The 24,860-nt window shown below is 70.3% G+C and carries 20 protein-coding genes; 9 read left to right on the forward strand and 11 right to left on the reverse strand.

Annotation, left to right across the window (positions count from 1 at the left end; all coding sequences use genetic code 11):
- Positions 1 to 6: 6 nt before the first annotated feature.
- The 5 genes from G9Q37_RS10625 to xseB all read right to left on the reverse strand — a co-directional run bounded on the left by G9Q37_RS10625 (position 7) and on the right by xseB (position 5,084).
- Positions 7 to 603, reverse strand: a complete 597-nt coding sequence (locus tag G9Q37_RS10625; RefSeq protein WP_166227170.1) for a TRAP transporter small permease subunit — start codon at positions 601 to 603, stop codon at positions 7 to 9.
- 157 nt (positions 604 to 760) lie between these two features.
- Positions 761 to 1,840, reverse strand: coding sequence for a TRAP transporter substrate-binding protein (locus G9Q37_RS10630; protein WP_166227171.1), 1,080 nt, complete (start codon positions 1,838 to 1,840; stop codon positions 761 to 763).
- Positions 1,841 to 1,988: 148 nt separating this feature from the next.
- Entirely contained in the window at positions 1,989 to 3,920 is a 1,932-nt protein-coding gene (gene dxs, locus G9Q37_RS10635; RefSeq protein ID WP_166227172.1) for a 1-deoxy-D-xylulose-5-phosphate synthase, read from the reverse strand.
- Between the two features lie 16 nt (positions 3,921 to 3,936).
- Positions 3,937 to 4,836 (reverse strand): polyprenyl synthetase family protein, encoded by a 900-nt coding sequence (locus tag G9Q37_RS10640; RefSeq protein ID WP_166227173.1) that lies wholly within the window; start codon positions 4,834 to 4,836, stop codon positions 3,937 to 3,939.
- Complete coding sequence (xseB, locus tag G9Q37_RS10645; RefSeq protein ID WP_166227174.1) at positions 4,833 to 5,084, reverse strand: exodeoxyribonuclease VII small subunit; 252 nt, start codon at positions 5,082 to 5,084, stop codon at positions 4,833 to 4,835. The genes G9Q37_RS10640 and xseB overlap by 4 nt, the downstream gene beginning before the upstream one ends.
- Before the next feature lie 244 nt (positions 5,085 to 5,328).
- Here xseB and G9Q37_RS10650 point away from each other — a divergent pair, with 244 nt between their 5' ends.
- The 4 genes from G9Q37_RS10650 to G9Q37_RS10665 all read left to right on the forward strand — a co-directional run bounded on the left by G9Q37_RS10650 (position 5,329) and on the right by G9Q37_RS10665 (position 10,977).
- Positions 5,329 to 6,489 carry an aromatic ring-hydroxylating oxygenase subunit alpha gene (locus tag G9Q37_RS10650; protein WP_166227175.1) on the forward strand — a complete coding sequence of 387 codons (1,161 nt, stop codon included), beginning with the start codon at positions 5,329 to 5,331 and terminating at the stop codon, positions 6,487 to 6,489.
- A gap of 89 nt (positions 6,490 to 6,578) precedes the next feature.
- A complete protein-coding gene (locus G9Q37_RS10655; protein ID WP_166227176.1) occupies positions 6,579 to 7,469 on the forward strand; it encodes a DMT family transporter in 891 nt (296 codons plus the stop codon).
- A 69-nt stretch (positions 7,470 to 7,538) separates the two neighbouring features.
- Positions 7,539 to 8,390: a sulfurtransferase gene (locus G9Q37_RS10660; RefSeq protein WP_166227177.1), complete on the forward strand. Its 852-nt coding sequence runs from the start codon at positions 7,539 to 7,541 to the stop codon at positions 8,388 to 8,390.
- Entirely contained in the window at positions 8,377 to 10,977 is a 2,601-nt protein-coding gene (locus G9Q37_RS10665; RefSeq protein WP_166227178.1) for a PAS domain S-box protein, read from the forward strand. Before G9Q37_RS10660 ends, G9Q37_RS10665 begins: the two co-directional genes overlap by 14 nt.
- A gap of 6 nt (positions 10,978 to 10,983) precedes the next feature.
- On the opposite strand, the gene G9Q37_RS10670 is transcribed toward G9Q37_RS10665, so the two are convergent.
- The 3 genes from G9Q37_RS10670 to polA all read right to left on the reverse strand — a co-directional run bounded on the left by G9Q37_RS10670 (position 10,984) and on the right by polA (position 15,645).
- The gene (locus G9Q37_RS10670; protein ID WP_166227179.1) at positions 10,984 to 11,829 is read right to left on the reverse strand and encodes a ZIP family metal transporter; all 846 of its coding nucleotides are present in this window, start codon (positions 11,827 to 11,829) and stop codon (positions 10,984 to 10,986) included.
- Positions 11,830 to 11,891: 62 nt separating this feature from the next.
- Complete coding sequence (locus G9Q37_RS10675; protein WP_166227180.1) at positions 11,892 to 12,791, reverse strand: dienelactone hydrolase family protein; 900 nt, start codon at positions 12,789 to 12,791, stop codon at positions 11,892 to 11,894.
- Between the two features lie 64 nt (positions 12,792 to 12,855).
- Entirely contained in the window at positions 12,856 to 15,645 is a 2,790-nt protein-coding gene (polA, locus tag G9Q37_RS10680) for a DNA polymerase I (RefSeq protein WP_166227181.1), read from the reverse strand.
- Positions 15,646 to 15,723: 78 nt separating this feature from the next.
- Between polA and G9Q37_RS10685 the strand changes: the two genes are divergently transcribed.
- The 3 genes from G9Q37_RS10685 to G9Q37_RS10695 are packed head-to-tail and all read left to right on the forward strand — an operon-like array spanning position 15,724 to position 17,838.
- Positions 15,724 to 16,044, forward strand: coding sequence for a hypothetical protein (locus tag G9Q37_RS10685; protein ID WP_166227182.1), 321 nt, complete (start codon positions 15,724 to 15,726; stop codon positions 16,042 to 16,044).
- Positions 16,045 to 16,051: 7 nt separating this feature from the next.
- The gene (locus G9Q37_RS10690) at positions 16,052 to 17,047 is read left to right on the forward strand and encodes a homoserine kinase (RefSeq protein WP_166227183.1); all 996 of its coding nucleotides are present in this window, start codon (positions 16,052 to 16,054) and stop codon (positions 17,045 to 17,047) included.
- The gene (locus G9Q37_RS10695; protein WP_166227184.1) at positions 17,044 to 17,838 is read left to right on the forward strand and encodes a BPSS1780 family membrane protein; all 795 of its coding nucleotides are present in this window, start codon (positions 17,044 to 17,046) and stop codon (positions 17,836 to 17,838) included. Before G9Q37_RS10690 ends, G9Q37_RS10695 begins: the two co-directional genes overlap by 4 nt.
- 66 nt (positions 17,839 to 17,904) lie before the next feature.
- On the opposite strand, the gene G9Q37_RS10700 is transcribed toward G9Q37_RS10695, so the two are convergent.
- Both G9Q37_RS10700 and G9Q37_RS10705 read right to left on the reverse strand, forming a co-directional pair.
- A complete protein-coding gene (locus G9Q37_RS10700; RefSeq protein WP_166227185.1) occupies positions 17,905 to 19,848 on the reverse strand; it encodes a PhoX family protein in 1,944 nt (647 codons plus the stop codon).
- A gap of 41 nt (positions 19,849 to 19,889) precedes the next feature.
- Positions 19,890 to 21,149, reverse strand: a complete 1,260-nt coding sequence (locus G9Q37_RS10705; RefSeq protein WP_166227186.1) for a glycosyltransferase family 4 protein — start codon at positions 21,147 to 21,149, stop codon at positions 19,890 to 19,892.
- 175 nt (positions 21,150 to 21,324) lie between these two features.
- Between G9Q37_RS10705 and G9Q37_RS10710 the strand changes: the two genes are divergently transcribed.
- Positions 21,325 to 21,930 (forward strand): hypothetical protein, encoded by a 606-nt coding sequence (locus tag G9Q37_RS10710; RefSeq protein ID WP_166227187.1) that lies wholly within the window; start codon positions 21,325 to 21,327, stop codon positions 21,928 to 21,930.
- Between the two features lie 205 nt (positions 21,931 to 22,135).
- Here G9Q37_RS10710 and G9Q37_RS10715 read toward each other — a convergent pair whose 3' ends face one another.
- Complete coding sequence (locus G9Q37_RS10715) at positions 22,136 to 23,785, reverse strand: aminotransferase class III-fold pyridoxal phosphate-dependent enzyme (protein ID WP_166227188.1); 1,650 nt, start codon at positions 23,783 to 23,785, stop codon at positions 22,136 to 22,138.
- Positions 23,786 to 23,850: 65 nt separating this feature from the next.
- On the opposite strand from G9Q37_RS10715, the gene asd reads away from it, so the two are divergent.
- The gene (gene asd / locus G9Q37_RS10720; protein WP_240936596.1) at positions 23,851 to 24,783 is read left to right on the forward strand and encodes an archaetidylserine decarboxylase; all 933 of its coding nucleotides are present in this window, start codon (positions 23,851 to 23,853) and stop codon (positions 24,781 to 24,783) included.
- Positions 24,784 to 24,860 lie beyond the last annotated feature (77 nt).

Here is a 24,860-nt window from a genome sequence, read left to right on the forward strand (position 1 = left end):
GCTCGCTCAGGCTTTGTTCTGGGCCGCGGCGTCGGCGGCGGAGAGTTCCTTGAGCAGGACCTCGGTTTCGTCGGGCTCCTTGTGGGCCAGCACGTCAGGGCCGGCGCCGCTCAGGAAGGCCGCGCGCTTGATGATCTCGGACACGCCCTGCGCGAGCAGCACCGCGAAGCCCACGGGAATGAGCAGGTACACCGGCCAGCGGATCAGGCCGCCCGCGTTGGACGACATCTCGCCCGACACCCAGGCGCGCGCGAACACGGGCCAGCCTTCGACGATGAGCATGAGGCACAGCGGCACCAGGCACACCACGATGCCGACGATGTCGACCCAGTTGCGGGTGCGTGCGCTGAATTTGGACGACAGGAAGTCGATGCGCACATGGGCGTTGCGCAGGAAGGCGTAGCCGCCGCCGAGCATGAACACGGCCGCGAACAGGTACCACTGCACCTCGAGCCAGGCGTTGGAGCTGGTGCCGGCGACCTTGCGGACGATGGCGTTGCCGGCGCTGATGAGCGTGGCGGCGAGGACGAACCACATCATCGCGCGGCCGATCAGGTCGTTGATCCGGTCGATGAAGGCGGAGAGCTTGAGCAAGGCTTGCATGGGAAACCCCGGGGAAAGGGAGCGCCGACGGGAAAACCCGACAGTCTAGCAAGCCGAACCTGAGCATCAGCCAAAGCCCGACCGGCCGCCGCCGTGCGGCGCCACCGAACGAAAAAGGGCCCCGCTGCTGCGGGGCCCGCGACCGACCGGCCAGGGCTCAGAGCTTGGCCGACTGCATGTAGCGGTCGAACTGCGCCTCGGCGAAGCGGAACCAGAGGTTCTGGTCGCGCCGGAAGTTCGCGTAGTCGGTGTAGATCTTCTTCCAGTTGGGGTTCGAGGCGCTGAGCTCGCTGTACAGCGCCATCGATTCCTTGAAGGCCAGGTCCATCACCGGCTTGGGGAAGGCCAGCACCTTGGCGCCGGCCGCCACCAGCCGCTTGAGCGCCGCGGGGTTGCGCGCGTCGTAGCGGGCCTGCATGACCGTGTGGGCGTGCGCCGTGGCGTTCTCGACGATGGCCTTGTTCTCGGGCGACAGCGCGTTGTACGCGGCCTTGTTGATGTAGAACTCGAGCTGCGCGCCGCCTTCCCACCAGCCGGGGTAGTAGTAGTTCTTGGCGACCTTCTGGAAGCCCAGCTTCTCGTCGTCGTAGGGGCCGATCCATTCGGTGGCGTCGATGGTGCCCTTCTCGAGCGCCTGATAGATCTCGCCGCCAGGGATGTTCTGCGGCACGCCGCCCATGCGCGTGAGCACCTTGCCGGCGAAGCCGCCGATGCGCATCTTCAGGCCCTTGAGGTCGGCCGCCGTCTTGATTTCCTTGCGGTACCAGCCGCCCATCTGCGAGCCGGTGTTGCCGCCCGGGAAGTTCACGATGTTGTACTGGTCGTAGAACTCGCGGAACAGCTTCAGGCCGTTGCCGTCGTACATCCAGGCCGTGAGCTGGCGGCTGTTGAGGCCGAAGGGGATCGCCGTGGCGAGCGCGAAGGTGTCGTCCTTGCCGAAGAAGTAGTACGGCGCCGTGTGGCCCGCCTCCACCGTCCCGGCCTGCACCGCGTCCACCACACCGAAGGCCGGCACCAGTTCGCCGGGCGCGTGCACCGTGACCTCGAACTTGCCGCCCGACATGGCCTTGACCGACTGCGCGAACACGTCGGCCGCGCCGTGGATGGTGTCCAGGGCCTTGGGGAAGCTGGAGGTCAGGCGCCAGCGGATGGCGGCCTGGGCGTGAACGGCGGGTGCCGCGCCGGCCGCGAGCACGCTGGCGATTCCGGCATGCCGGATGAGAGAACGACGATCCATTGTTTCAACTCCGTGGTTTGTATGGCTGGGCCCGCCGTCGTGCAGCGGGTGCCCCCTGTGGGCCGCGCCATTCTAGGAAGCGCCCGCAGGCGTTCCGCACGGGTTTTCCCTCGCCGGACAGCGAGGACTTACCCCAATGGGGCAGGCCTCAGGCCACGACCTTCAGGCCCGATGCACCATCGAGGAGCGCACCGAAGCGCGCGCGCACCGAGGCCTCGATGCCTGCCGCGTCCAGGCCCTGCTGCGCCAGCAGCTTGCCCGGGTCGCCGTGCTCGGTGAACACGTCGGCCAGGCCCAGCGTCAGCACCGGCAGCGTGAAGCCTTCGGCCTGCAGCGCCTCCATCACGGCGCTGCCCGCGCCGCCCATGACGCAGCCCTCTTCCACCGTGACGATGGCCTCGTGCGTGCGCGCGAGATCGCGCAGCAGATCGAGGTCGAGCGGCTTGGCCCAGCGCATGTTGGCCACGCTCGCGTGCAGCTTCTCGCCCGCGGCGAGCGCGGGGTAGAGCAAGGTGCCGAAGGCCAGGATGGCGATGCCGCGGCCCTGGCGGCGCAGCTCGCCCTTGCCGAAGGGCAGCGGCTCCAGGCCCGCGGGCTGGGCCGCGCCCACGCCGGCGCCGCGCGGGTAGCGCACGGCCACCGGGTGGTCCTGTGCAAAGGCGCTGGACAAGAGCTGGCGGCACTCGGCCTCGTCGGCCGGGCAGGCCACCGAGACGTTGGGGATGCAGCGCAGGTAGGCGATGTCGTAGGCGCCCGCGTGGGTCGCGCCATCGGCGCCCACCAGGCCCGCGCGGTCGAGCGCGAACACCACCGGCAGGTTCTGCAGCGCCACGTCGTGGATCAGCTGGTCGTAGGCGCGTTGCAGGAAGGTGGAGTAGATCGCCACCACCGGCTTCAGGCCCTCGCAGGCCAGGCCCGCGGCGAAGGTCACGGCGTGCTGCTCGGCGATGCCGACGTCGAAGTAGCGGCCGGGGAAGCGGCGCTCGAACTCCACCATGCCCGAGCCTTCGCGCATCGCAGGCGTGATGCCCACCAGGCGCTGGTCGGCCGCGGCCATGTCGCACAGCCATTGGCCGAACACCTGGGTGAAGGTGGGCTTGGGCGGCGTGGCGGGTTTGGTCAGGCCCACGGCCGGGTCGAACTTGCCCGGGCCGTGGTAGGCCACGGGATCGGCCTCGGCGAGCTTGTAGCCCTGGCCCTTCTTCGTGACCACGTGCAGGAACTGGGGGCCCTCGTCGTTGTCGAGCAGCTGGCGGATGTTCTCCAGCGTGGGCACCAGCGAATCGAGGTCGTGGCCGTCGATGGGGCCGATGTAGTTGAAGCCGAACTTCTCGAACAGCGTGGCCGGCACCACCATGCCCTTGGCCTGCTCCTCGAGCCGCTTGGCGAGCTCGAACAGCGGCGGTGCGCCCTTGAGCACCTGCTTGCCCACGTGCTTGGCCGCGGCATAGAAGCGCCCGCTCATGAGCTGCGCGAGGTAGCGGTTGAGCGCGCCCACGGGCGGCGAGATCGACATGTCGTTGTCGTTGAGCACCACCAGCAGGCGGCCGTCGGCCACGCCCGCGTTGTTGAGCGCCTCGAAGGCCATGCCCGCGGTCATGGCACCGTCGCCGATGATGGCCACGGCGCGGCGGCTCTCGCCCTTGGCCTTGGCCGCCATGGCCATGCCCAGCGCGGCCGAGATGCTGGTGGACGAGTGCGCGGTGCCGAAGGTGTCGTAGGGGCTTTCGTCGCGCCGCGGGAAACCGCTGATGCCGCCGAGCTGGCGCAGCGTGTGCATGCGATCGCGCCGGCCCGTGAGGATCTTGTGCGGGTAGGTCTGGTGGCCCACGTCCCACACCAGCCGGTCTTCGGGCGTGTTGAACACGTAGTGCAGCGCGATCGTGAGCTCCACCGTGCCGAGGTTGGAGCTGAGGTGGCCACCGGTGCGCGCCACGCTGTGCAGCAGGTACTGGCGCAGCTCGCGCGCCAGCGGCGCGAGCTGGGCGCGCGGCAGGCGGCGCAGATCGGCCGGCGAATCGACGCGGTCGAGCAGTTCGGTGGCGGGGGCCTGGGTCGACGGATCGTGGTTCGCGTTCATGTGGCGTTGCCCCGGTTCAGGAGTTGCGTTGGCCCACCCAGTCGGCCAGGGCGTGCAGCGTGCCGGTCTCGGCCAGGCCGCTGCGGCGCAAGGCCTCGTGGGCCTGGGCGAGCGCGGCGTCGGCATAGGCCTGGGCGCCCGCGAGCCCCAGCAGGGAGACGAAGGTGGGCTTGTCGGCCGCCGCGTCCTTGCCCGCGGTCTTGCCGAGCGTGGCGGAATCGGCGGTCACGTCGAGGATGTCGTCGACCACCTGGAAGGCCAGGCCCAGGCGGGCACCGTAATCGGTGAGCGCGGCCAGGGCGGGGGCACCCACCGTGCCCGTGGCGGCGCCCATGGTGACGCTGGCCTGCAGCAGCGCGCCGGTCTTTCGGCGGTGCATGGCCTCGAGCGAGGGCTGGTCGAGCGCAATGCCCACGCTCGCGAGGTCCACGGCCTGGCCGCCGGCCATGCCGTCGGCGCCGGCCGCGAGCGCGAGCAGCCGGCACAGCCGCGCGCTCATGGCGTCGGGCAGACTGCCCTCGCCGGGCACCAGCAGCTCGAAGGCCAGGGCCTGCAGCGCGTCGCCCGCGAGCAGCGCCTGGGCTTCGCCGAACTTCACGTGCACCGTGGGTTTGCCCCGGCGCAGCACGTCGTTGTCCATGCAGGGCATGTCGTCGTGCACCAGCGAGTAGGCGTGGATCAGCTCGACCGCGCAGGCCGCGCGCATCGCGGCCTCGGCGTGGCCCTGCACCGCGGCGCTGGTGGCCAGCACCAGCAGCGGGCGCAGCCGCTTGCCGCCGTCGAGCACGGCGTAGCGCATGGCCTCGCCCAGGCCGGCGGGGGCGTCGGCGGGCACGAAGCGCGAGAGCGCCTGCTCGACCGCGGCCTGCTGCGCGGCGCGCCAGTCGGCGAAGGAGGCCAGCACTGCGGCCGTCATGCGGCGTCCCAGGGTTGCGTGCGTCCGGCCTCGAAGACCTGGATCTGCTGCTCCACCGCCTGCAGGCGGTCGCGGCAGAAGGCCAGCAGTTCGGCGCCGCGCTGGTAGCGCGCGAGCAACTGCTCCAGCGGCAGCTGGCCGGCGTCGAGCTGGGCCACGAGCTGCTCGAGCTCCTGCAGAGCGGCCTCGTAGCTCTCGGCCACGGGGGCATTCGATGGGGCGGCGGCGCGGGTTGTCGAAGGGGGCATGAGCGGATCGAGCGACACCCCCGGGGGTGGGGGCGGCAAAGCGGCGATTCTAACGAGCCACCCACGATGGACGGCCCGGATCTCCTCTGCATGGGGGGTACAATCCGGCCTCTTTTTTTTCCGAAACGACGGGTCCTTTGGACCCGGAGGGACGCACCACTTCACCCTTCCCGCGCGAATTCGTCTGACGAGCACAGCGCTTACCCTGCCCCTTCATAGGGGGAGTCTTCAGGTCCAGGACGCCATGTCTGATTTGAGTCTTCAACTGCAGCAGGCCAAAAGCCAACTTTCCGTATCGAGCTATTTCGACCAGGCGCTGTTCCAGCGCGAACTGGAGACGATCTTTCAGCGGGGGCCCCGGTATGTGGGGCACGCTCTCTCGGTGCCCGACACGGGCGACTACTTCACCCTGCCGCAAGAGGCCGACGGCCGCGCGCTGCTGCGCACGCCGTCAGGCATCGAGCTGGTGTCCAACGTGTGCCGGCACCGCCAGGCCGTGATGCTCAAGGGCCGTGGCAACCTCGGTGAAACGCGCGCCGGCCATGCGGGCGGCAACATCGTGTGCCCGCTGCACCGCTGGACCTACAGCGGCACGAACACACCCCGCGGCGGCGGCCCGGCCGGCCAGCTGCTGGGCGCGCCGCACTTCCAGCACGACCCCTGCCTGAACCTCAACAACTACAAGCTGCGCGAGTGGAACGGCCTGCTGTTCGAGGACAACGGCGTCGACATCGCGGCCGACCTCGCGAACATGGGCCCGCTCCAGCAACTGAGCTTCGAGGGCATGGTGCTCGACCACGTCGAGCTGCACGAGTGCAACTACAACTGGAAGACCTTCATCGAGGTCTACCTCGAGGACTACCACGTGGGCCCGTTCCACCCGGGGCTGGGCAACTTCGTCACCTGCGAAGACCTGCGCTGGGAATTCAAGCCCGAGTACTCGGTGCAGACCGTGGGCGCGCAGAACCTGCTGGGCAAGGCCGGCAGCCCGACCTACCAGCGCTGGCACGACGTGCTCATGCGCTACCGCGAGGGCGTGCTGCCCGAGCACGGCGCCATCTGGCTCACGTACTACCCGCACATCATGGTCGAGTGGTACCCGCACGTGCTGACCGTCTCCACGCTGCACCCGATCAGCGTGGACAAGACGCTCAACATGGTGGCCTTCTTCTACCCCGAGGAAATCGCCGCCTTCGAGCGCGAGTTCGTCGAGGCGCAGCGTGCCGCCTACATGGAAACCTGCATCGAGGACGACGAGATCGCCGAGCGCATGGACGCGGGCCGCAAGGCCCTGCTCGCGCGCGGCGACAACGAGGTCGGCCCCTACCAGAGCCCCATGGAAGACGGCATGCAGCACTTCCACGAGTGGTACCGCGGCAAGATGGGCACGGGGTATCCGGGTTGAGCTGGTTTCGCCGCCGGGCCGCCCCAAGGCGAAACGCGCCCCCTCGGGGGGCAGCGACCCGCGCAGCGGCGGAGCGTGGGGGCTAACGGATGCAAGCACTCTGGATGCTGCTGGCATCCTTCTTCTTCGCGAGCATGGGGGTGTGCATCAAGCTCGCGTCCGCGCACTTCAACCCCTTCGAGATCGTGGCCTACCGCGGTCTCGTGGGCATGTTGTTTCTCTGGGGCTTCACGCGCTGGAAGGGCATTTCGCTGGCCACGCAGGTGCCGCTGATGCACCTGTGGCGCAGCGTGGTGGGCACCATTTCGCTGACCGCGTGGTTCTACGCCATCGCCGTGCTGCCGCTGGCCACGGCCATGACGCTCAACTACATGAGCAGCGTGTGGATCGCCACTTTCCTGCTCGGCGGCGCGGTGCTGGTGCAGGGGCGCGACGCGCCGATCCGCGAGCAGGCCCCGGTCTTCCTCACCGTCATCGCCGGCTTCGCGGGCGTGGCCATGCTGCTGCGCCCGAGCTTCAACGAATCCCAGGCGCTGGGCGGCCTGGTGGGCCTGCTCTCGGGCCTGTTCGCGGCGCTGGCCTACCTGCAGGTGGCGGCGCTGTCCAAGGTGGGCGAGCCCGAGTCGCGCACGGTGTTCTATTTCTCGCTCGGCGCCGTGGTGGCCGGCCTGCTCGGCATGCTGTTCTCGGGCGTGTCGCCGCTGCGCTGGCCGAGCGCGCTGTGGCTGCTGCCGATCGGCCTGCTCGCGGTGTTCGGCCAGCTCTGCATGACGCGTGCGTACTCGCGCGGCGCGACGATGGTGGTGGCCAACCTGCAGTACTCGGGCATCGTGTTCGCGGCCCTGTTCAGCGTCACGCTGTTCGGCGACCGGCTGCCCCTGATCGGCTGGCTGGGCATGGGCCTGATCGTGCTCAGCGGCATTGCGGCCACCGCGCTGCGGGCGCGCACCGTGCCGCGCAGCCCGGCCGAAGAGCCCTGACGCGCACCCCTGCGGCCCCGCAGGAAAGCCCGGGCGGGCGGGTCCGCCGATGTGCTCCACAATCGGCCCATGTTCGCCACCCTGATCCAGCCCCTTGAACTGCAGGCGCTGCGCGACGCCGGAACCCCGGTGCTCGTGCTGGACTGCAGCTTCGACCTCATGAACCCGGCCGCCGGCCGCGCGATGTTCGAGGCCGAGCACCTGCCCGGCTCGCTGCACGTGGACCTGGACCTCGACCTGAGCGAGAAGGGCCGCCCGGCCAGCGAGGGCCGCCATCCCCTGCCCTCGCGCGAGGCCTTCGCGCGCCGCATGGCCGCACTGGGCCTGTCGCGCGGCCAGCAGGTGGTGGTGCTCGACCGCCAGGGCATCGCCACCAGCGGGCGCCTGTGGTGGATGCTGCGCTGGTGCGGCCACGCGGCCGTGGCGGTGCTCGACGGCGGCCTCGCGGCCTGGAAGGCCGCGGGCGGTGCGGTGGCCAGCGGCCCCGCGCAGCCCGGCCCCGCGGGCGACTTCGCCGTGGGCGAGAGCCTGAGCCCGGCGCTCGACACCGCGGGCCTGCTGGCCCGCCTGGGCCGCGCCGACACCACGGTGATCGACGCCCGCGCCGCCGCGCGCTTTCGCGGCGAGGTCGAGCCGCTCGATCCGGTGGCCGGCCACGTGCCCGGCGCGCTCAACCGCCCCTTCGGCGACAACCTGCTGCCCGACGGCCGCTTCAAGCCCGCCGCGCAACTGCGCGCCGAGTTCGCGGCCCTGCTCGGCCAGCGCGACCCGGCGGGCGTGGTGCACCAGTGCGGCAGCGGCGTGAGCGCCGTGCCCAATCTGCTCGCCATGCACATCGCCGGCCTGGGCAACACCGCGCTCTACCCCGGCAGCTGGAGCGCCTGGTGCAACACCGAGGGCACACCGCGTGCACGAGGCTGAGCCGTCGTTGCCGCCCGAGCCGCCGCCGGCAGGCACACCGGTCCGGGTGGACCTGCCCGATTCGGCCGACCTGAGACAGGCGCTGCTCTGGATGTGCCAGGGCCTGGGCGTGGCGGCCCTGCTGGTGGCCTTGCTCGACATCGCGCTGGCGCCCCCGGGCCGCAGCGAAGCCCCGATCGCGCTGTTCATGGCCCTGGTGGCGTGGGTCTGCTGGTACGGCCTGCGCCAGCGCCGGCTTTCACCGGTGGCGGTGGCGGGCGCGGTGATCCTTGGCGTGCTGGCCACGGCCACCGCCTCGGTGGTGGTCTACGGCTCGGTGCGCACCTCGGTCAATTTCCTGTTCGTGGGCGCGGTGGTGGGCGCGGGCATCTTTCTCGGGCGCCGCACGCTGGTGGCGGTGCTGCTGGGCACGCTGGCGCTGCTCGCGGTGCTGATCGCCATCGAGAGCGGACCCGGCTTCGGCGGGCCGCCGCCCGATTTCCGCGTCGGCCTGCGCGTGTGGTTCACGCAGGCGGTGTCGCTCACCGCGGCGGGCCTCATGGTCATGCACATCCAGGCCGTGAACCAGCGCGCGCTGCGGCGCCTGCGCGAAGAACTCGAGCGGCGCCAGCAGACCGAGCTCGAACGCGACCGCAGCCTCGCGCGCTTCACGCGCATCTTCCGCTCGAGCCCCAGCCCCATGATCGCGCAGTCGGCGCGCAATGGCGCCATCCTCGACGTCAACCCCGCCTTCGAGCGCTGCTTCGGCTACCGCCGCAACCAGGTGCTGGGCCGCGAGGACACCTTCCTCTGGGCCGACCCGATGGAGCGCGAGCGCTACGTCGAGCGGCTCGCCAAGGAACGCACCATCGACAACCACCGCTGCCGCAGCCGGCGCGCCGACGGCAGCACCTTCGAGGCCATGATCTCGAGCGAGACCGGCAGCGAAGAAGAAGACCGGCTGATCATCTCCACCGTCACCGACGTGACCAGCCGCGAGCAGCTGCTCGAACGCCTGCGCCGCTCCGAGGCGCTGTTCGCCACCGCCTTCAATTTCGCGCCGCTCAACCTCACGCTCTCGCGCCTGTCCGACGGCACCATCCTCGAGGTGAACCGGGCCGAAGACCGCGTGCAGGGCCTGACGGCCGATGAGCTCAAGGGCCGCACCTCGCTCGAGCTGGGCGTGTGGCTCAGCCCCGAAGAACGCCAGCGCTTCGTCGACCTGCTCGTGCGCGACGGCCACGTCGATGCCTACGAGACACGCATGCGCCACAAGGACGGCACGCTGGTCGACAGCCGCATCTGGGCCGAGGTGATCCAGATCGACGGCGAGCCCTGCATCCTCGCCAGCAGCATCAACATCAGCGACGAGAAGCGCCGCGAGGCGCTGCTGCTCGAGGTGGCCAAGGGCGTGGCCGCCGAGACTGGCGAAGCCTTTTTCAGCGCACTGGCGCAGCACCTGAGCGGCGCCATCGACGCCGGCATGGTGATGGTGGCCGAGGTGCGCGACGACACCGTGCTCGACACCCTGGCCGTGTGGCGCGACGGGCGCCTGAGCCGCAACTTCGCCTTCAACGTGGCGGGCACGCCCTGCGCCGACACGCTGCGGCGCGACGGTCTCATGAGCTGCACGGTGAACCTGGCCGACCACTACCCCGCCGCGCCCCAGCTGCGCGCCCAGGGCTACCAGGCCTACATCGGCCTGGCGCTGCGCGACGCCGAGGGCCGGGCCATCGGTCTGCTGGGCGCGATGTGGCGCGAGCCGCTCACGATCAAGCCCGACACCCAGGCCCTGCTCTCGATCTTCGCGGCGCGCGCCAAGGCCGAGCTGGTGCGCCTGCGCAGCGAGCGCGAGATCGTGCGGCTCAACGAAACCCTGGAGCAGCGCGTGCGCGAACGCACGGCCGAGCTGCAAAAGCTCAACGCCGAGCTCGACGCCTTCGCCTACTCGGTCTCGCACGACCTCAAGTCGCCGCTGCGCGCCATCGATGGCTTCACCCAGCTGCTCAAGGAGCAGATCGAGCCGATCGCCGACGAGGACACCCGCCAGCTGCTCGACCGCGTGCTCGGCTCCTCGGCGCGCATGGGCGCGATCATCAACGACCTGCTGGGCCTGGCGCGCGTGAGCCAGGGCGTGCTCCACCGCATGGAGATCGATCTCAGCGAGCTCGCACGCGCCGTGCTCGACCAGGAGCTCGCGCGCGAGCCGCAGCGCCAGGTGCGCGTGAGCCTGCAGCCGGGCCTGCTGGCCAATGTCGACCCCGACCTCGCGCGCATCGTGCTCGAAAACCTGTTCGGCAACGCGCTCAAGTACACACGCCAGCGCGAGATCGCCGAGATCGCCTGGGGCCAGGACGGGGTGGACGAGAACGGCGTGCCGCGCTTCTTCCTGAGCGACAACGGCACGGGCTTCGACATGGCCTACGTCGACCAGCTCTTCAAGCCCTTCAAGCGGCTGCACCGCGCGCACGAGTTCGAGGGCACGGGCATCGGCCTGGCCACGGTGCGCCGCATCATCGACCGCCACGGCGGCACCGTGACCGCGCACGGTGAACCCGGCGTGGGCGCGACCTTCCGCTTCAGCTTCGGCGAGGGCCCGACCGCGTAGGCCCGTTCAATGGCCGGCGTGGGCGAGGCCGCTCACCACGGTGACCAGGGCGATGCCCGCCACCAGCCAGACCACCTGGGCCACGGTCTCGCGCAGGCCCAGGCGCTTCTGCAGTTGCGGGATCAGGTCGGCCAGCGCCACGTAGACGAAGCTGCTCGACGCCGCCACCAGGAAATACGGCAGCCATTCTTCGAGCCGCACCAGCAGGAAGTAACCCACCAGGCCGCCCAGCGCCGTGACCGTGCCCGCGAGCGAGACCTTCACCAGCGCCGCGCGCTGCGTGCCCGAGGTCTGGCGCAGCACCACCAGGTCGCCCATGTGGTGCGGCACCTCGTGGGCCATCACCGCGAGCGCGGCCACCACGCCCAGGCGCAGGTCGGCCATGAAGGCCGAGGCGATCAGGATGCCGTCGCCGAAGGCGTGCACGCTGTCGCCGAGCAGCACGGCCCAGCCGCCCGCGCGGCGCTCGCCGGCGTGGGCGTGGCCGTGGTGGTGGTGCGCATGAGCATGGGCATGCGCGTGGCTGTGGCCCTCATGGCCCCGGGCGTGTTCGTGCGCGTGGTCCGGCCCCTGCCCGTGCTCGTGGCCGTGGTGCCAGAGCTCGGCCTTGTCGAGCAGGAAGAAGAACACCAGGCCGCCCAGCAGCAGCGCGAACAACTCGTGCGCGCCGGCCGCGCTCTCGAAGGCCTCGGGCAGCAGGTGCATGAAGGCCGTGGCCATGAGCGCGCCGGCCGCCAGGCTCAGCATGTGCTGCGTGAAACGGGCCAGCATCGCAAAGCCCAGCAGGGCCGCGATCCACACGCTGCCGACACCGGCCGCGACGGTGCCCACGAGGATGGCCAACAAGGTCATGTGCATTCACCACGAAAAAAAGGCCGCCCGGGGGCGGCCTTCGTTGAGGAGCGGGCCTGGCGTCAGGCCACACCGTGCTGTTTGAACCAGGCCAGCGCGCGCTTCCAGCCATCTTCGGCGGGCTCCTTGCGGAAGCTCGGCCGGTAATCGGCGTGGAAGGCGTGCGGGGCGTCCGGGTACACCACGAAGGTCGAGGATCTGGCCGCCGCACTGCCGGCGGCCAAAGCGGTTTTCATCTTATCAACCGTGTCAAGCGGGATGCCGGTGTCGGCGCCGCCGTACAGGCCCAGCACCGGGCCGTGCAGCTGGCCGGCCACGTCCACCGGGTTCTTCGGCGTGAGCGCGTTCTGCTGGCCCACGAGCCGGCCGTACCAGGCGACGCCGGCCTTCACCGCGGGGTTGTGCGCGCTGTAGAGCCACACCTGGCGGCCACCCCAGCAAAAACCGGTCACGCCGAGCTTGCTCACATCGCCGCCGTTCGCGCCGGCCCATTTCACGGTGGCGTCGAGGTCGGCCAGCACCTGCGGGTCGGGCACCTTGCTGATCACCTCGGCGATCAGCTTGGCCATTTCGCCGTAGCTCTGGGGGTCGCCCTGGCGCACGAACAGCTCGGGCGCGATCGCCAGGTAGCCGGCGCGCGCGAAGCGGCGCGCGGTGTCGGCGATGTACTCGTGCACGCCGAAGATCTCGGACAGCACCAGCACCACGGGCAGGCCGGTCTTGCCCGCGGGCGCGGCGCGGTAGGCGGGCATCTGGAAGCCGTTGACGTCGATCATCACCTCGCCCACGGTGAGCCCGTCGCTGGGCGTTTTGATCGCGGTCTGCGCCATCAACGGCGTGGCCGCGGCGGCGTAGCCCACACCCAGCGCGGCCTTGAGCGCGGTACGGCGCGTGGCACCGCGCTCGGTGCTCTCACCGGGCAGCAGGGCCTCGGCGTCGCGGGTCAGGTTCTGGTCCAGCATGCGTGTCTCCTCTGTGGGGGTTGAAAGCGGGGCAGATTCTGACCGCGGCCGAAGGTTCACGCGCTCAATGGGCCTTTTCCCAGTTCGGGCCCACGCCCACCTCGGCCAGCAAGGGCACCTTGAGCGCGGCCACGTCCGCCATCAGGCGCGGCACCTCGGTGCGCACCCAGTCGACCTCGGCCTCGGGCACCTCGAACACCAGTTCGTCGTGCACCTGCATGATCATCTTCGTGCCACGCTGCTGCGCATCGATCGCGGCCTGCACCGCGACCATGCTGAGCTTGATCAGGTCGGCCGCCGTGCCCTGCATGGGGGCGTTGATGGCGGCGCGCTCGGCCGCGCCACGGCGGGGGCCGTTGGGGCTGTTGATCTCGGGCAGGTAGAGGCGGCGACCGAACACGGTCTCCACGTAGCCCTTGCTCTTGGCGCTCTGGCGCGTCTCGTCCATGTAGCGCTTGACGCCCTCGAAGCGCTCGAAATAGCGCTGGATGTAGTTCTTGGCCGCGGTGTTGTCGATGCCCAGGGCCTTGGCCAGGCCGAAGGCGCTCATGCCGTAGATGAGGCCGAAGTTGATCACCTTGGCATAGCGGCGCTGTTCGCTGCTGACCTGGGCCAGCTCCACGCCGAACACCTCGGCCGCGGTCGCGCGGTGCACGTCCTGGCCTTCGTGGAAGGCGCGCAGCAGGGCCGCGTCTTCGCTGATGTGGGCCATGATGCGCAGCTCGATCTGCGAGTAGTCGGCGCTGGCGATCACGCGGCCCGCGGGCGCCACGAAGGCCTCGCGCACGCGCCGGCCTTCGGCGGTGCGAATGGGGATGTTCTGCAGGTTGGGGTCGTTGCTCGAAAGCCGGCCCGTGACCGCCACGGCCTGCGCGTAGTGCGTGTGCACGCGGCCGGTGCGCGGGTTGGCCATCTGCGCGAGCTTGTCGGTGTAGGTGCCCTTGAGCTTGGACAGGCTGCGGTGCTCGAGGATCTTGGCCGGCAGCGGATAGTCCTCGGCGAGCTTCTCGAGCACCTCTTCGTCGGTGCTGCGCGCGCCGGTGGCGGTCTTCTTGATCACGGGCAGGCCGAGCTTGTCGAAGAAGATCTCGCCCAACTGCTTGGGGCTGCCCAGGTTGAAGGGCTGGCCCGCGATGGCATAGGCCTCCTGCTCCAGCGCCACGATGCGCTGGCCCAGTTCGTGGCTTTGCGCGGCCAGCGTGGGCGCGTCGATCAGCACGCCGTTGCGCTCGATGCGGAACAGCGCCTCGCTGCTCTGCATCTCGAGTTCGTAGATGAAGCGCAGCTTGTCGTCGGCCTGCAGCCGCGGCCAGAGCACGCGGTGCACGTCCAGCGTCTGGTCGCTGTCTTCGCACGAGTACTCGGCGGCCTTGGCCACGTCGACCTGCGCGAACGGGATCTGGTGCGCGCCCTTGCCGCACAGGTCTTCGTAGCCGATGCCCTTGCGGCCGGTGTGGCGCTCGGCCAGGCTTTCCAGGCTGTGCGGCTTGTGCACCTCGAGCACATAGCTTTGCAGCATGGTGTCGTGCGCATAACCGCGCACCTGAATGCCGTGGTTGGCGAACACGTGGCGGTCGTACTTGACGTGCTGGCCGAGCTTGGGCTTGGCGGGGTTCTCGAGCCAGGGCTTGAGGCGCGCCAGCACCTCGTCGAAGGGCAGCTGCTCGGGCGCGTCGGGCCCCGCATGGCGCAGCGGGATGTAGGCCGCCTCGCCGGGCGTGACGCTGAACGAGATGCCCACGATCTCGGCCACCATCTCGTCGAGCGAGGTGGTCTCGGTGTCCAGCGCCACGAGCTCGGCGGCCTCGATCTTCTCGAGCCAGGCGTCGAGCTGCGCCCAGCTCAGGAGCGTCTCGTAGCGCAGTGCGGGGCGATCGGCCGCGACCACGGGCGGCTCGTCGAACAGGCCCTGGGTCATGCCCGGGTCCACCGCGGTGGACCCGCCGGCCACGGGCGCGTCCTGGCCGGCCGCGGCCTTGGCCGCGAGCGACTTGAAGCCGTACTTCTCGTAGAAGTCCTTGAGCGCGGCGTTGTCGGGCTCGCCCATCTTCACCGCGTCGAGCGCGGGCAGGCCGGGCACATGGCCATTGAGGTCGCAATCGGTCTTGATGGTCACGAGCTGGCGGCCCGTGGGCAGCCAGTCGAGCGCCTTGCGCAGGTTCTCGCCCGCCACGCCCTTGATCTCGCCGGCGCGCGCCACCAGCGCGTCGAGCGAGCCGTATTCGTTGAGCCACTTGGCGGCCGTCTTGGGGCCCACCTTTTCCACCCCGGGCACGTTGTCCACCGGGTCGCCGACCAGGGTCTGGTAATCGACCATCAGGTGCGCGGGCACACCGAACTCGGCCTGCACGCCCGCGAGGTCGCGGCGCTTGCCGCTCATGGTGTCGATGATGGCGATCTGCTCGTTCACGAGCTGCGCCAGGTCCTTGTCGCCGCTGCTGATCACCACCTGCAAGCCCTGTTCGGCGGCGGCGCGCGCGAGCGTGCCGATCACGTCGTCGGCCTCCACGCCGGGCACGTCGAGCACCGGAAAGCCCAGCAGGCGCACCACCTCGTGGATCGGGGGGATCTGCGCGCGCAGGTCGTCGGGCATGGGGCTGCGGTGGCCCTTGTACTCGGGGTAGAGCGCGTCGCGGAAGGTCGGGCCCGAGGCGTCGAAGACGCAGGCCGCGAAGGCGGCCGGCACCTCTTTGCGCAGGCTCTGCATCATGTTGATCATGCCGCGGATGGCGCCGGTGGCCGGGCTGGCCGGGTCGCCGGGCACGGCCCGCAGATCGGGCATGGCGTGGTAGGCGCGGTAGAGGTAGCTCGATCCGTCGATGAGCAGCAGCGTGCGGGCGGGGTCTTGCGTCATGGCGCCCATTGTCGGGGATGGCCGCGCCCAAGCCCTCGGCGGCAGCGCGGCCACGGTCGCGCTGCCTACAATGCCGGGATGGTCCGAACCGCCCCGCCCGCCCTTGCCCTGGCCGCCCTGCTGACGGCCGCCAGCGCCGCCGCCCAGACGCCGCCCGCCGAGTCGCCGCCGCCCCAGCGCGCCGCGGGCGACCGCATCGAGCGCATCACCAACGAAGACGCGCTCACCCGCATCGACGAGCTGCGTGTGGACGGCCAGACGCAGTCGATCCAGGTCACGCCCAAGAACGGCGCGCCGGCCTACCAGATCAAGCCGCTGGCCCCGGGCCAGACGCCGGGCGAGAACGGCCGCCCCTCGGGCAATGCGGGGCGCAGCAGCTGGCGCGTGCTCGATTTCTGACCGCGCCATGGCTGTCTACACCGAAGTCCCGTTCGCGGAAGCCGCCGCCCTGCTCGAGCGCCTGAACCTGGGCACGCTCACCGAGCTGCGCGGCATCCAGGGCGGCATCGAGAACACCAACTACTTCGTCACCAGCGAGCGCGAGGGCCAGACCGTGGAGCACGTGCTCACGGTGTTCGAGCGCCTGGGGTTCGAGCACTTGCCGTTCTACCTGCACCTCATGAAGCACCTGGCCACGCACGGCGTGCCGGTGCCCGAGCCCGCGGCCGACGCACGCGGCGAGATCCTGCACACGGTGCAGGGCAAGCCCGCGGCGGTGGTCGACAAACTGCGCGGCGCGAGCGAGCTCGCCCCCGGCGCGGCGCACTGCGCGGCCGTGGGCGCGCTGCTTGCGCGCATGCACCTGGTGGGCCGCGACTTCGACCGCCAGCAGCCCAACCTGCGCGGTCTGCCCTGGTGGAACGAGACCGTGCCCGTGGTGCTGCCCTTTCTCGCGCCCGAACAGGCCGCGCTGCTGCGCGCCGAGCTGGCCTACCAGAACCACATCGCCGAGGGCAGCGCCTACAAGGCCCTGCCGCGCGGCCCGATCCACGCCGACCTGTTCCGCGACAACGTGATGTTCGACGGCGAGGCCGTGAGCGGCTTCTTCGACTTCTACTTCGCGGGCGTGGACACTTGGCTGTTCGACCTCGCGGTGTGCCTCAACGACTGGTGCGTGCGCCACGGTGGCGAGCGCGACGGCGAGCCCGTGCCCGAACTGCAGCAGGCCTTCCTGAACGCCTACGAGGGCGTGCGCCCGCTCACCGCCGCCGAGCGCACGCTGCTGCCGGCCCTGCTGCGCGCGGGCGCGCTGCGCTTCTGGCTCTCGCGCCTGTGGGACCTGCACCTGCCGCGCGAGGCCGCGCTGCTCAAGCCGCACGATCCGGGCCACTTCGAGCGCGTGCTGCGCGCGCGCCTGCCGCTGGCGGCGCCCACGCGCCCCGCAGAAACGGCCGCCGCATGAGACTGCACGTCAACACCGCCGGCACCGGCTGGCAGTGGGTCAAGCGCGGCATGCGCACCTTCTTTCGCCAGCCGCTGGCGCTGACCGGCCTGTTCTTCATGTTCATGGTCGTGGCCTCGCTGCTGTCGCTGGTGCCCGTGGTGGGCACGGCGCTGTCGCTGGTGCTGGTGCCGGCCGCCACCCTGGGCCTCATGGCCGCCACGCGCGAGGCCGAACAGAAGCGCTTCCCCATGCCCACGGTGCTGGCGCTGGCCTTTCGCGGCGGCCCCGAGCGCACGCGGGCCATGCTGGTGCTCGGCGGCCTGTACGCGATCGCGGTGCTGGCCGTGATCACCGTGGCCAACCTGTTCAGCGGCCCCGCGCCCCTGCCCGCGCCCGAGACCGGCGACATGGGCGCCGAGGCCATGGGCCTGGTGGTGCGCCCGGGCATGCTCGCGGCCATGCTGCTGTACCTGCCGGTCTCGCTGGCCTTTTGGCACGCGCCGCCGCTGGTGTACTGGCACGGCGTGAAGCCGGCCAAGAGCCTGTTCTTCAGCCTCGTGGCCTGCTGGGGCAACAAGGGCGCGCTCACGGTGTTCACCCTGGGCTGGATGGGCGTGTTCATGGCCTTCGGCCTCGCGCTGGGCCTGATCAGCTCGCTGCTCGGCGGCGCGGCGGCCTTCCAGGTGGTGCTCTACCCGCTCGTGCTGCTGATGGCGGCGATGTTCCACACCTCCCTGTGGTTCAGCTTCCGCGACAGCTTCCGTTTCGACGACGAGGCCACCGACGCCGCGGACTCCACCGCGGCCTGAAGCGCCTCCCACGCAAAAGCCCGCACGGGTTTCCCCGTGCGGGCTTTTTTCATGGCCTGGCCGCGATCAGGTGCCGATCACGCCGCCGTCGTTCTTGGTGATCACCAGCGTGGCCGAGCGCGGGCGCGCCGTGCCGCCCGCGGGCCAGTGGCTGTTGCCGCCTTCGCCCGGGTGCTGGATGTTGATGAACAGGGTCTTGCTGTCGGGCGTGAAGGTCAGGCCGGTCACCTCGCACTCCACCGGGCCCACGAGGAAGCGGCGGATCTCCTTGGTGACGGGATCGGCGCAGAGCATCTGGTTGTTGCCCTGGTTGGCGTAGTTGCCGGTGTTGCTGTAGTTGCCGTCGGTCTGGATCCACAGGCGGCCCGCGTTGTCGAAGCCCAGGCCGTCGGGGCTGTTGAAGGTGTTGTCGACAGTGACGTTGGACGAGCCGTTGTTGAGCGGGTTGGCCTGCGCGATCGTGGGGTTGCCCGCGAGCACGAAGATGTCCCATTCGAAGGTCAGCGCGGTCGGGTCGTTGCCCGCCTCGCGCCAGCGCACGATCTGGCCGTACACGTTGCCGGTGCGCGGGTTGGCGTCGTTGGTGGTGGCGCGGCCCGAGTTGTTCGTGAGCGTCACGTACACCTCGCGGGTCTGCGGATGCACCGTGACCCACTCGGGGCGGTCCATGGGCGTGGCGCCCAGCGCGTCGGCGGCCTGGCGCGTGCGCACCAGGATGTCGGCCTGCGAGCTGAAGGCGGACAGCGCGGGGTTGGCAGCGGTCAGGGGCAGCCATTCGCCCGTGCCCATCATGTCGCCGGTGGTCGCGCCGTCGTTGAACTTCGCCACGTACAGCGTGCCGCTGTCGAGCAGGTTGCGGTTGTTCACGATGTCGCCCGCGATGTAGCGGCCGGTGGACACGAACTTGTAGACGTAGTCGTTGGCCTGGTCGTCGCCCATGTAGACCACCACGCGGCCGTCGGCGGCGATGGCGTAGGCAGCGTTCTCGTGCTTGATGCGGCCCAGCGCGGTGCGCTTCTTGGGCGTGGCGTTCACGTCGAAGGGATCGATCTCGACGATCCAGCCGAAGCGGTTGGCTTCGTTGGGCTCCTTCTGCCAGTCGAAGCGGTCGAAGTACTGCTCGTACTTGCGCGAGGTGGTGCCGCTGCTAAGGCCGTAGCGCACCATGTTGGCGTCGCGCGTCTGGCCTGGGTTGGCGGTGTTGGTGGTGCCGAAGTACTGGTTGAAGTTCTCTTCGCAGGTCAGGTACGTGCCCCAGGGCGTCCAGCCGTTGCCGCAGTTGTTGAGCGTGCCGAACACGGCCGTGCCCGTGGGGTCGGCGCTGGTCTGCAGCAGCGCGTCGCCGGCCGCGGGGCCGGTGAGCTGCATGAGCGTGTTGCCGGTGATGCGGCGGTTGTAGGCCGAGTCGACCACGACGGCCCAGGTGCCGGCGGTGCGCTTGACGTGCACCACGGCCACGCCGTGCGCGTTCAGGTCCTTGTTGGCGTCGTCGAGGCTGTCGACCACGCCGTTGGTGAACAGGTACTGCAGGTTGGTGTACTCGTGGTTCATCACGAGCAGGCCTTCGTCGCTCTTGCCGTTGATGGCGAAGTAGTGGATGCCGTCGTGGTTGTCGCCCATCTGGCGCGCCTGCGCGGCGGCGTCTTCGCTGCCGTCGCCGACCCAGGTGGCGCCGGGGCCGGTGGAGAACAGCGGCGTGCCCCAGGGCGCGAGCACGGTGGCGGTGTAGCCCGGGGCCACGGTCACGCGGTCGCCGGTGTCGGTGGGGATGGCGGTGAAGCCCAGCAGCGGGCCAGCGGCCGGCGGCGTGCTGCCGCCCGCAACCGGTGCGTCGCTGCCGCCACCGCCGCAGCCCGTGAGGCCGGCCGAGAGGAAGCCCACGGCAGCGGCGCCCACGCCGGTCTTGAGCAGGAAGCCGCGGCGGTTCACGGCGCGTTCCACCACGCGCTGGAAGTGTTCGTTGTGGCTGGGATTGGTGGGCAGGTCTTCGCTGTCGATCGGATGCGTCATGGTGTGTCCTGTGGGGTTGCGAGCGAGAGAAAAACGAAAGGCTAGAGAGCGCGCGTGAAAGGGTCGTGAAAGCCCGATGACGCTTGCGCGTCGCGCGCGCCCGGCAGCACCGGCCAGCCCGTGGTGCGCAGGAAGATGTCTTCGACCTGGCGCGCGATCTGCGCCCAGTCCAGCGGCGCCACCTGCGCGCGCGCCTGCGAGGCCGCGTGGCGCACGCGCGCGGGCTCGTGCGCCAGCGCCGCGGCCTGCCGCACGAAACCCTCGGGGTCGTGCGGCGCAGCGAGCCAGCCGTTGTGGCCGTGGCGCACCCAGTCGCCCGCGGCCGCGGTGTCGAAGGCGAGCACCGGCAGGCCGCTGGCCAGCGCTTCGAGCGTCACGTTGCCGAAGGTTTCGGTGAGGCTGGCGAAGCCGAACAGGTCGGCGCTCGCGTAGTGGGCCGACAGGTCGGTGTCGCGGCGCATGCCCGCGAACACGGCCTGCGGGCAGCGCTGCTGCAGCGCGGCGCGCTGCGGCCCGTCGCCCACGAAGACCAGCTTCACATCGCTGCGCACCGCGCGCATGGCCTCGTGGGCGCGCACCACGACCTCGAGGTTCTTCTCGGGCGCGAGCCGGCCCACGGCGATCATCACCAGCGTGTCGGGCCCGGCGCCCCATTGCGCACGCAGCGCCTCGCTGCGGCGTTCGGGGGTGAAGCGCTGCGTGTCCACGCCGCGCGCCACCACCTGCACGTTGTGAAAGCCGATGGCCTGCAGCTCGGCGCGCAGCGCCTGCGTGGGCACCATGGTGCAGCGCGTGAGGTTGTGGAACTTGCGCAGGTAGGCCGCGATGGGCGTCTTGAGCCAGCCCACGCCGTAGTGCCGGCTGTAGGCGTGGAAGTTGGTGCGGAAGTCGGACGTGACGGGCAGTCGCAGGCGGCGCGCCGCCTGCAGCGCCGACCAGCCCAGCGGCCCTTCGGTGGCGATGTGCACCAGGTCGGGCCGCTGCAGCGTCCAGGCGCGCACCAGCGCACCCTTGCTCGGCAGGCCGAGCTTGAGTTCGGGGTAGCGCGGGATCGGCATGCCGCGCATCAGCAGTTCTTCGAAGCCCTCGTCGCTGCGCGCGGCATCGGCGCGTGTCTGCCGCGGGCGGATCAGCTGCACCTGGTGGTTGCGCGCGCACAGCCCCTGCACGAGCCGCGACAGCGTGAGCGCCACGCCGTTGATTTCGGGCGGCCAGGTCTCGGTCACGACCGACAGGCGCAGCGAGGGCCGCGCGGCGGGAAATTCCTCGACCAGGAAGGCATCGGTGTCGGCGGTGATCATGGCGCGCATGCTCCGGCCGCTTCGCAACAGCCGTGTGACAGCGCGACACCGCGATGACGACCGCGTGCCAGCGCGGTGACGCGGCGCCACTGTCACCGCGCTTTCACAGGCGCGGCCGACCATGCCGCGGACCTTTGCGTCACCCTCCCCTGACTTCGACCACGGAGCGCCCGCCTTGAAAGATTTCTTCGATGCCTTGCAGACCCAGCGCTGGGACGACCACCGCTACTACCACCACAGCCGCATCAACCAGACGCTGCACCTGGTGAGCGCGATCAGCTTCGTGATCGCCTACGTGATGCTGTGGTTCGACCCCGTGATCTCGGCGCTGATCGCCTGGCTGGTCTCGATGACCTCGCGCCAGGCCGGCCACTTCTTCTTCGAGCCCAAGGGCTACGACCACGTGAACCAGGCCACGCACGAGTACAAGGAAGACATCAAGGTGGGCTACAACCTGCGCCGCAAGGTGGTGCTGATGGCGCTGTGGGCGCTGGTGCCGGTGCTGGTGTGGATCGATCCCTCGGTGCTGGGCCTGTTCGAGCCGCACCACGACAACGTGGGCTACATCCGCCACGTGGGCACGCTGTGGCTGGGCCTGGGCATCGGCGGCCTGTTGTTCCGCACGGTGCACCTGTTTTTCCTGCAGGACATCCAGACCGGTCTGGTGTGGGCGACCAAGATCCTCACCGACCCGTTCCACGACATCAAGCTGTACCACAAGGCGCCGTTCTATCTGCTCAAGGGGCAGTTGATCGATCCGGGGGTGGGGCAGCACCGCTGATGGATGGGTGTCGCGAGCGTTTCGGGCATGCACCTCGCGGGCACACGATCGCGGGGTGCGCCACTCCGCGACTGTCCCCCGGCCCTGCTGCGCAGGGCCTCCTCCTTTATGTCGCTGCGTGGCGCTCCCCACACTCGTGTGCTGAAGTGATCTATAGGCATGCCACTGACCCGGGCGCCGCCACCCGGAGCCGCCGGAGGAGGCCTCAACGTGCGAACAGTGCCCGCAGAGTCTCCGACCGCAGTTGCCTCGAGATCCCCTTGGCATCCAGGCCGGAAGGCAAGGTCCACCACCCATCCGCCTGCATCTCGCGCCCCGCCGCCACACACCGCTGCACCACCTCGCCGAACGCCGCGTCATCGAAGTTGAGCGAGAAGATGAACCGCCCCGTGCCCACCCAGCTCAAGGCCAGCCCGTGCCAGCGCAGGTAGAACTGGAACATCCAGTGGTAGCGGCCCGGCTGCGTGTAGTCGAGCGTCCACACGCTGTGCAGGTTGCGCGCACGCACCGGCAGGCCGGCTTCTGCCATCGCGGCATTGAACTGCGCGCAGCGCGCGTTCCAGCGTTCGTCACTGCCTGCGTACATCGCCTGCACCTCGGGCGTGTCCAGGCGCTCGAAGAAGGCGTGCATACCGCCCATCACGTGCGGGTGGGCGTTGAAGGTGCCGCGCGCAAAACACAGGTCGGCCGGGCGCTCGGGGCGAAAGCGCTGCATCAGCGCGGCACGGCCGCACACCACGCCCACCGGGTAACCGCCCGCCACGGTCTTGCCGTAGGTGACGAGATCGGCCTTCACGCCGAAGTACTCCTGCGCGCCACCCGGTGCCAGGCGGAACCCGAGGAAGACCTCGTCGAAGATCAGCACGATGCCGCGCTCGGTGCAGACCTCGCGCAGCCGCTGCAGCCAGCGCGTGTAGGCCGCGCGGTCGAAGCCGGCGCTGCGCAGGCCGTTCATGAGCGTGCCGTCGCCGGGCGCGTTGCGGTTGGGGTGCAGGGCCTGCAGCGGGTTCACGAGCACGCAGGCGATGTCGCGGCGCGTGCGCAGCACCGCCAGGCTGCGCTCGTCCATGTCCTTGAGCGTGTAGGTCTCGCGCGGGGGCAAGGGGTTGCCGGGGCCGGGTTGCACGTCTTCCCACCAGCCGTGGTACGCGCCGCAGAAGCGCACCAGGTGCTTCTTGCGCGTGTGGTAACGCGCCAGGCGCACGGCCTGCATCACGGCCTCGGTGCCGCTCATGTGGAACGACACCTGCTCGTGGCCCGAGACAGCCTGCAGGCGCTGCACGTTGCTGGCCACCACCGGGTGCAGCGCGCCCAGCACCGGGCCCAGTTCGAGGCCGATGCGCGCGCCCTCTTCCATGCAGGCCTTGTAGACGTCCACGCCGAGCACGTTGACGCCGTACGAGCCCGTGAGGTCGAGGAAGCGGTTGCCGTCGAGATCTTGCACATGCACGCCGCTGGCGGCCTGCACGAAGGCGCCCACCTTGAGGCGCTCGCGCAGGTAGGGGCTGAAGGGAAACGGCACGCGGTAGGCGCTGGTGAGCTGCAGATCGGCCAGGCCTTCGCGCGCCTGCGCGGTGAGCGCCAGGCTCTTCGCGTAGCGCCCGGCGTAGGCCGCGCACAGGCGCTCGAAAGCAGCCCGGCGCTGCGCGGCCAGCGCGCTGTCGGCGCCGTCGGCGCTGAACCAGCGCGCCTCGTCGAAGGCGTAGCCGGGCAGCAGCCGCGCGAGCCGCTTGGCCATGCGCGAGTGGCCCGCGAGCGATCGGTGCTTGGCGCGCGAGAGCGCCAGGCGTTGTTGCAGGTAAGGCAGGACCAGCAGCGCGGAGCCCGCGGGCACGGCATAGGACAGCAGGGACATGGCGTTCGGGGCGTCGTGGAAATCCCGCACTTGTATGGCCCCCGGATGACCCAACGATGAAAAGCATGCGACAGAACGGTACGGGCTTCGTGCAGCGCCAGGTGCGCCGCTTCGCGCTCAACGAAGACCTGAACTTCCTGCTCACCAACCGCGTGCCGCGCCTGGCGCTCACGCGCTTCATGGGCTGGTTCAGCGGCATCCGCCAGCCGCTGGTGCGCGACGCTTCGATGGCGGTGTGGAAGGCCTTCACCGACCTCGACCTGAGCGATGCGAAGAAGCAGCGCTTCGACAGCCTGCACGACTGCTTCACGCGCGAGCTGCGCGAGGGCGCACGCCCGGTGAACCCCGACCCGCAGTGGCTCACCAGCCCCTGCGACGCGATCGTGGGCGCGTGCGGCCGCATCGGTGCGCCGGGCGACGACCCCGAGGACCAGGTGTTCCAGGCCAAGGGGTTTCCGTACACGCTGCGCGAGCTCATCGGCGACTCGCCGCGCGCGCGCGAGGCCATCGCGGCCCTGCGCGGCGGCAGCTTCGTCACGTTGCGCCTGACCTCGGCCATGTACCACCGCTTCCACGCGCCCGACGCGCTGCGGCTCGAGCACGTGACGCACTTCAGCGGCGACACCTGGAACGTGAACCCGATCGCGCTCGCGCGCGTGCAAAAGCTGTTCTGCCGCAACGAACGCGCCGCGCTCTACACGCGCCTGGCCGACGGCACGCCGCTGCTGCTGGTGCCGGTGGCGGCCATCCTCGTCGCCAGCCTGCGCCTGCGCGCGCTGCCGCTGCCGCTGAACACGCGCTACCGCGGGCCCGACGAACTGCTCTGCGACGCGGCGTACGCGCGCGGTGAGGAAATGGGCCACTTCGAGCACGGCTCGACCATCCTGCTGTTCGCGCCGCCGGGCTTCGCGCTCGCGCCCGGCGTGGCCAGCGGCCAGGGCATTCGCATGGGACAGCCGCTGCTGCGTCGCGAAGCGCCCACACAAGCCCCGGCATGACACCGCGCTGTCATGTGACTTTCACGAAACACCCCAAGCATTCGGTCACGGCAGCACCGCCCCACGAGGACCCCGAC

The organism is Hydrogenophaga crocea, from assembly GCF_011388215.1.
GTDB lineage: Bacteria > Pseudomonadota > Gammaproteobacteria > Burkholderiales > Burkholderiaceae_C > Hydrogenophaga > Hydrogenophaga crocea.

Coding starts and splice junctions, on each gene's coding strand:
- G9Q37_RS10630 (WP_166227171.1), bottom strand. CDS start 1,840: ATGGATCGTCGTTCTCTCATCCGGCATGCCGGAATCGCCAGCGTGCTC.
- G9Q37_RS10715 (WP_166227188.1), bottom strand. CDS start 23,785: ATGTCCCTGCTGTCCTATGCCGTGCCCGCGGGCTCCGCGCTGCTGGTC.
- G9Q37_RS10660 (WP_166227177.1), top strand. CDS start 7,539: ATGTTCGCCACCCTGATCCAGCCCCTTGAACTGCAGGCGCTGCGCGAC.
- G9Q37_RS10695 (WP_166227184.1), top strand. CDS start 17,044: ATGAGACTGCACGTCAACACCGCCGGCACCGGCTGGCAGTGGGTCAAG.
- G9Q37_RS10705 (WP_166227186.1), bottom strand. CDS start 21,149: ATGATCACCGCCGACACCGATGCCTTCCTGGTCGAGGAATTTCCCGCC.
- asd (WP_240936596.1), top strand. CDS start 23,851: ATGCGACAGAACGGTACGGGCTTCGTGCAGCGCCAGGTGCGCCGCTTC.
- G9Q37_RS10690 (WP_166227183.1), top strand. CDS start 16,052: ATGGCTGTCTACACCGAAGTCCCGTTCGCGGAAGCCGCCGCCCTGCTC.
- dxs (WP_166227172.1), bottom strand. CDS start 3,920: ATGAACGCGAACCACGATCCGTCGACCCAGGCCCCCGCCACCGAACTG.
- G9Q37_RS10685 (WP_166227182.1), top strand. CDS start 15,724: ATGGTCCGAACCGCCCCGCCCGCCCTTGCCCTGGCCGCCCTGCTGACG.
- G9Q37_RS10650 (WP_166227175.1), top strand. CDS start 5,329: ATGTCTGATTTGAGTCTTCAACTGCAGCAGGCCAAAAGCCAACTTTCC.
- G9Q37_RS10655 (WP_166227176.1), top strand. CDS start 6,579: ATGCAAGCACTCTGGATGCTGCTGGCATCCTTCTTCTTCGCGAGCATG.
- polA (WP_166227181.1), bottom strand. CDS start 15,645: ATGACGCAAGACCCCGCCCGCACGCTGCTGCTCATCGACGGATCGAGC.
- G9Q37_RS10675 (WP_166227180.1), bottom strand. CDS start 12,791: ATGCTGGACCAGAACCTGACCCGCGACGCCGAGGCCCTGCTGCCCGGT.
- G9Q37_RS10625 (WP_166227170.1), bottom strand. CDS start 603: ATGCAAGCCTTGCTCAAGCTCTCCGCCTTCATCGACCGGATCAACGAC.
- G9Q37_RS10670 (WP_166227179.1), bottom strand. CDS start 11,829: ATGACCTTGTTGGCCATCCTCGTGGGCACCGTCGCGGCCGGTGTCGGC.
- G9Q37_RS10700 (WP_166227185.1), bottom strand. CDS start 19,848: ATGACGCATCCGATCGACAGCGAAGACCTGCCCACCAATCCCAGCCAC.
- G9Q37_RS10640 (WP_166227173.1), bottom strand. CDS start 4,836: ATGACGGCCGCAGTGCTGGCCTCCTTCGCCGACTGGCGCGCCGCGCAG.
- xseB (WP_166227174.1), bottom strand. CDS start 5,084: ATGCCCCCTTCGACAACCCGCGCCGCCGCCCCATCGAATGCCCCCGTG.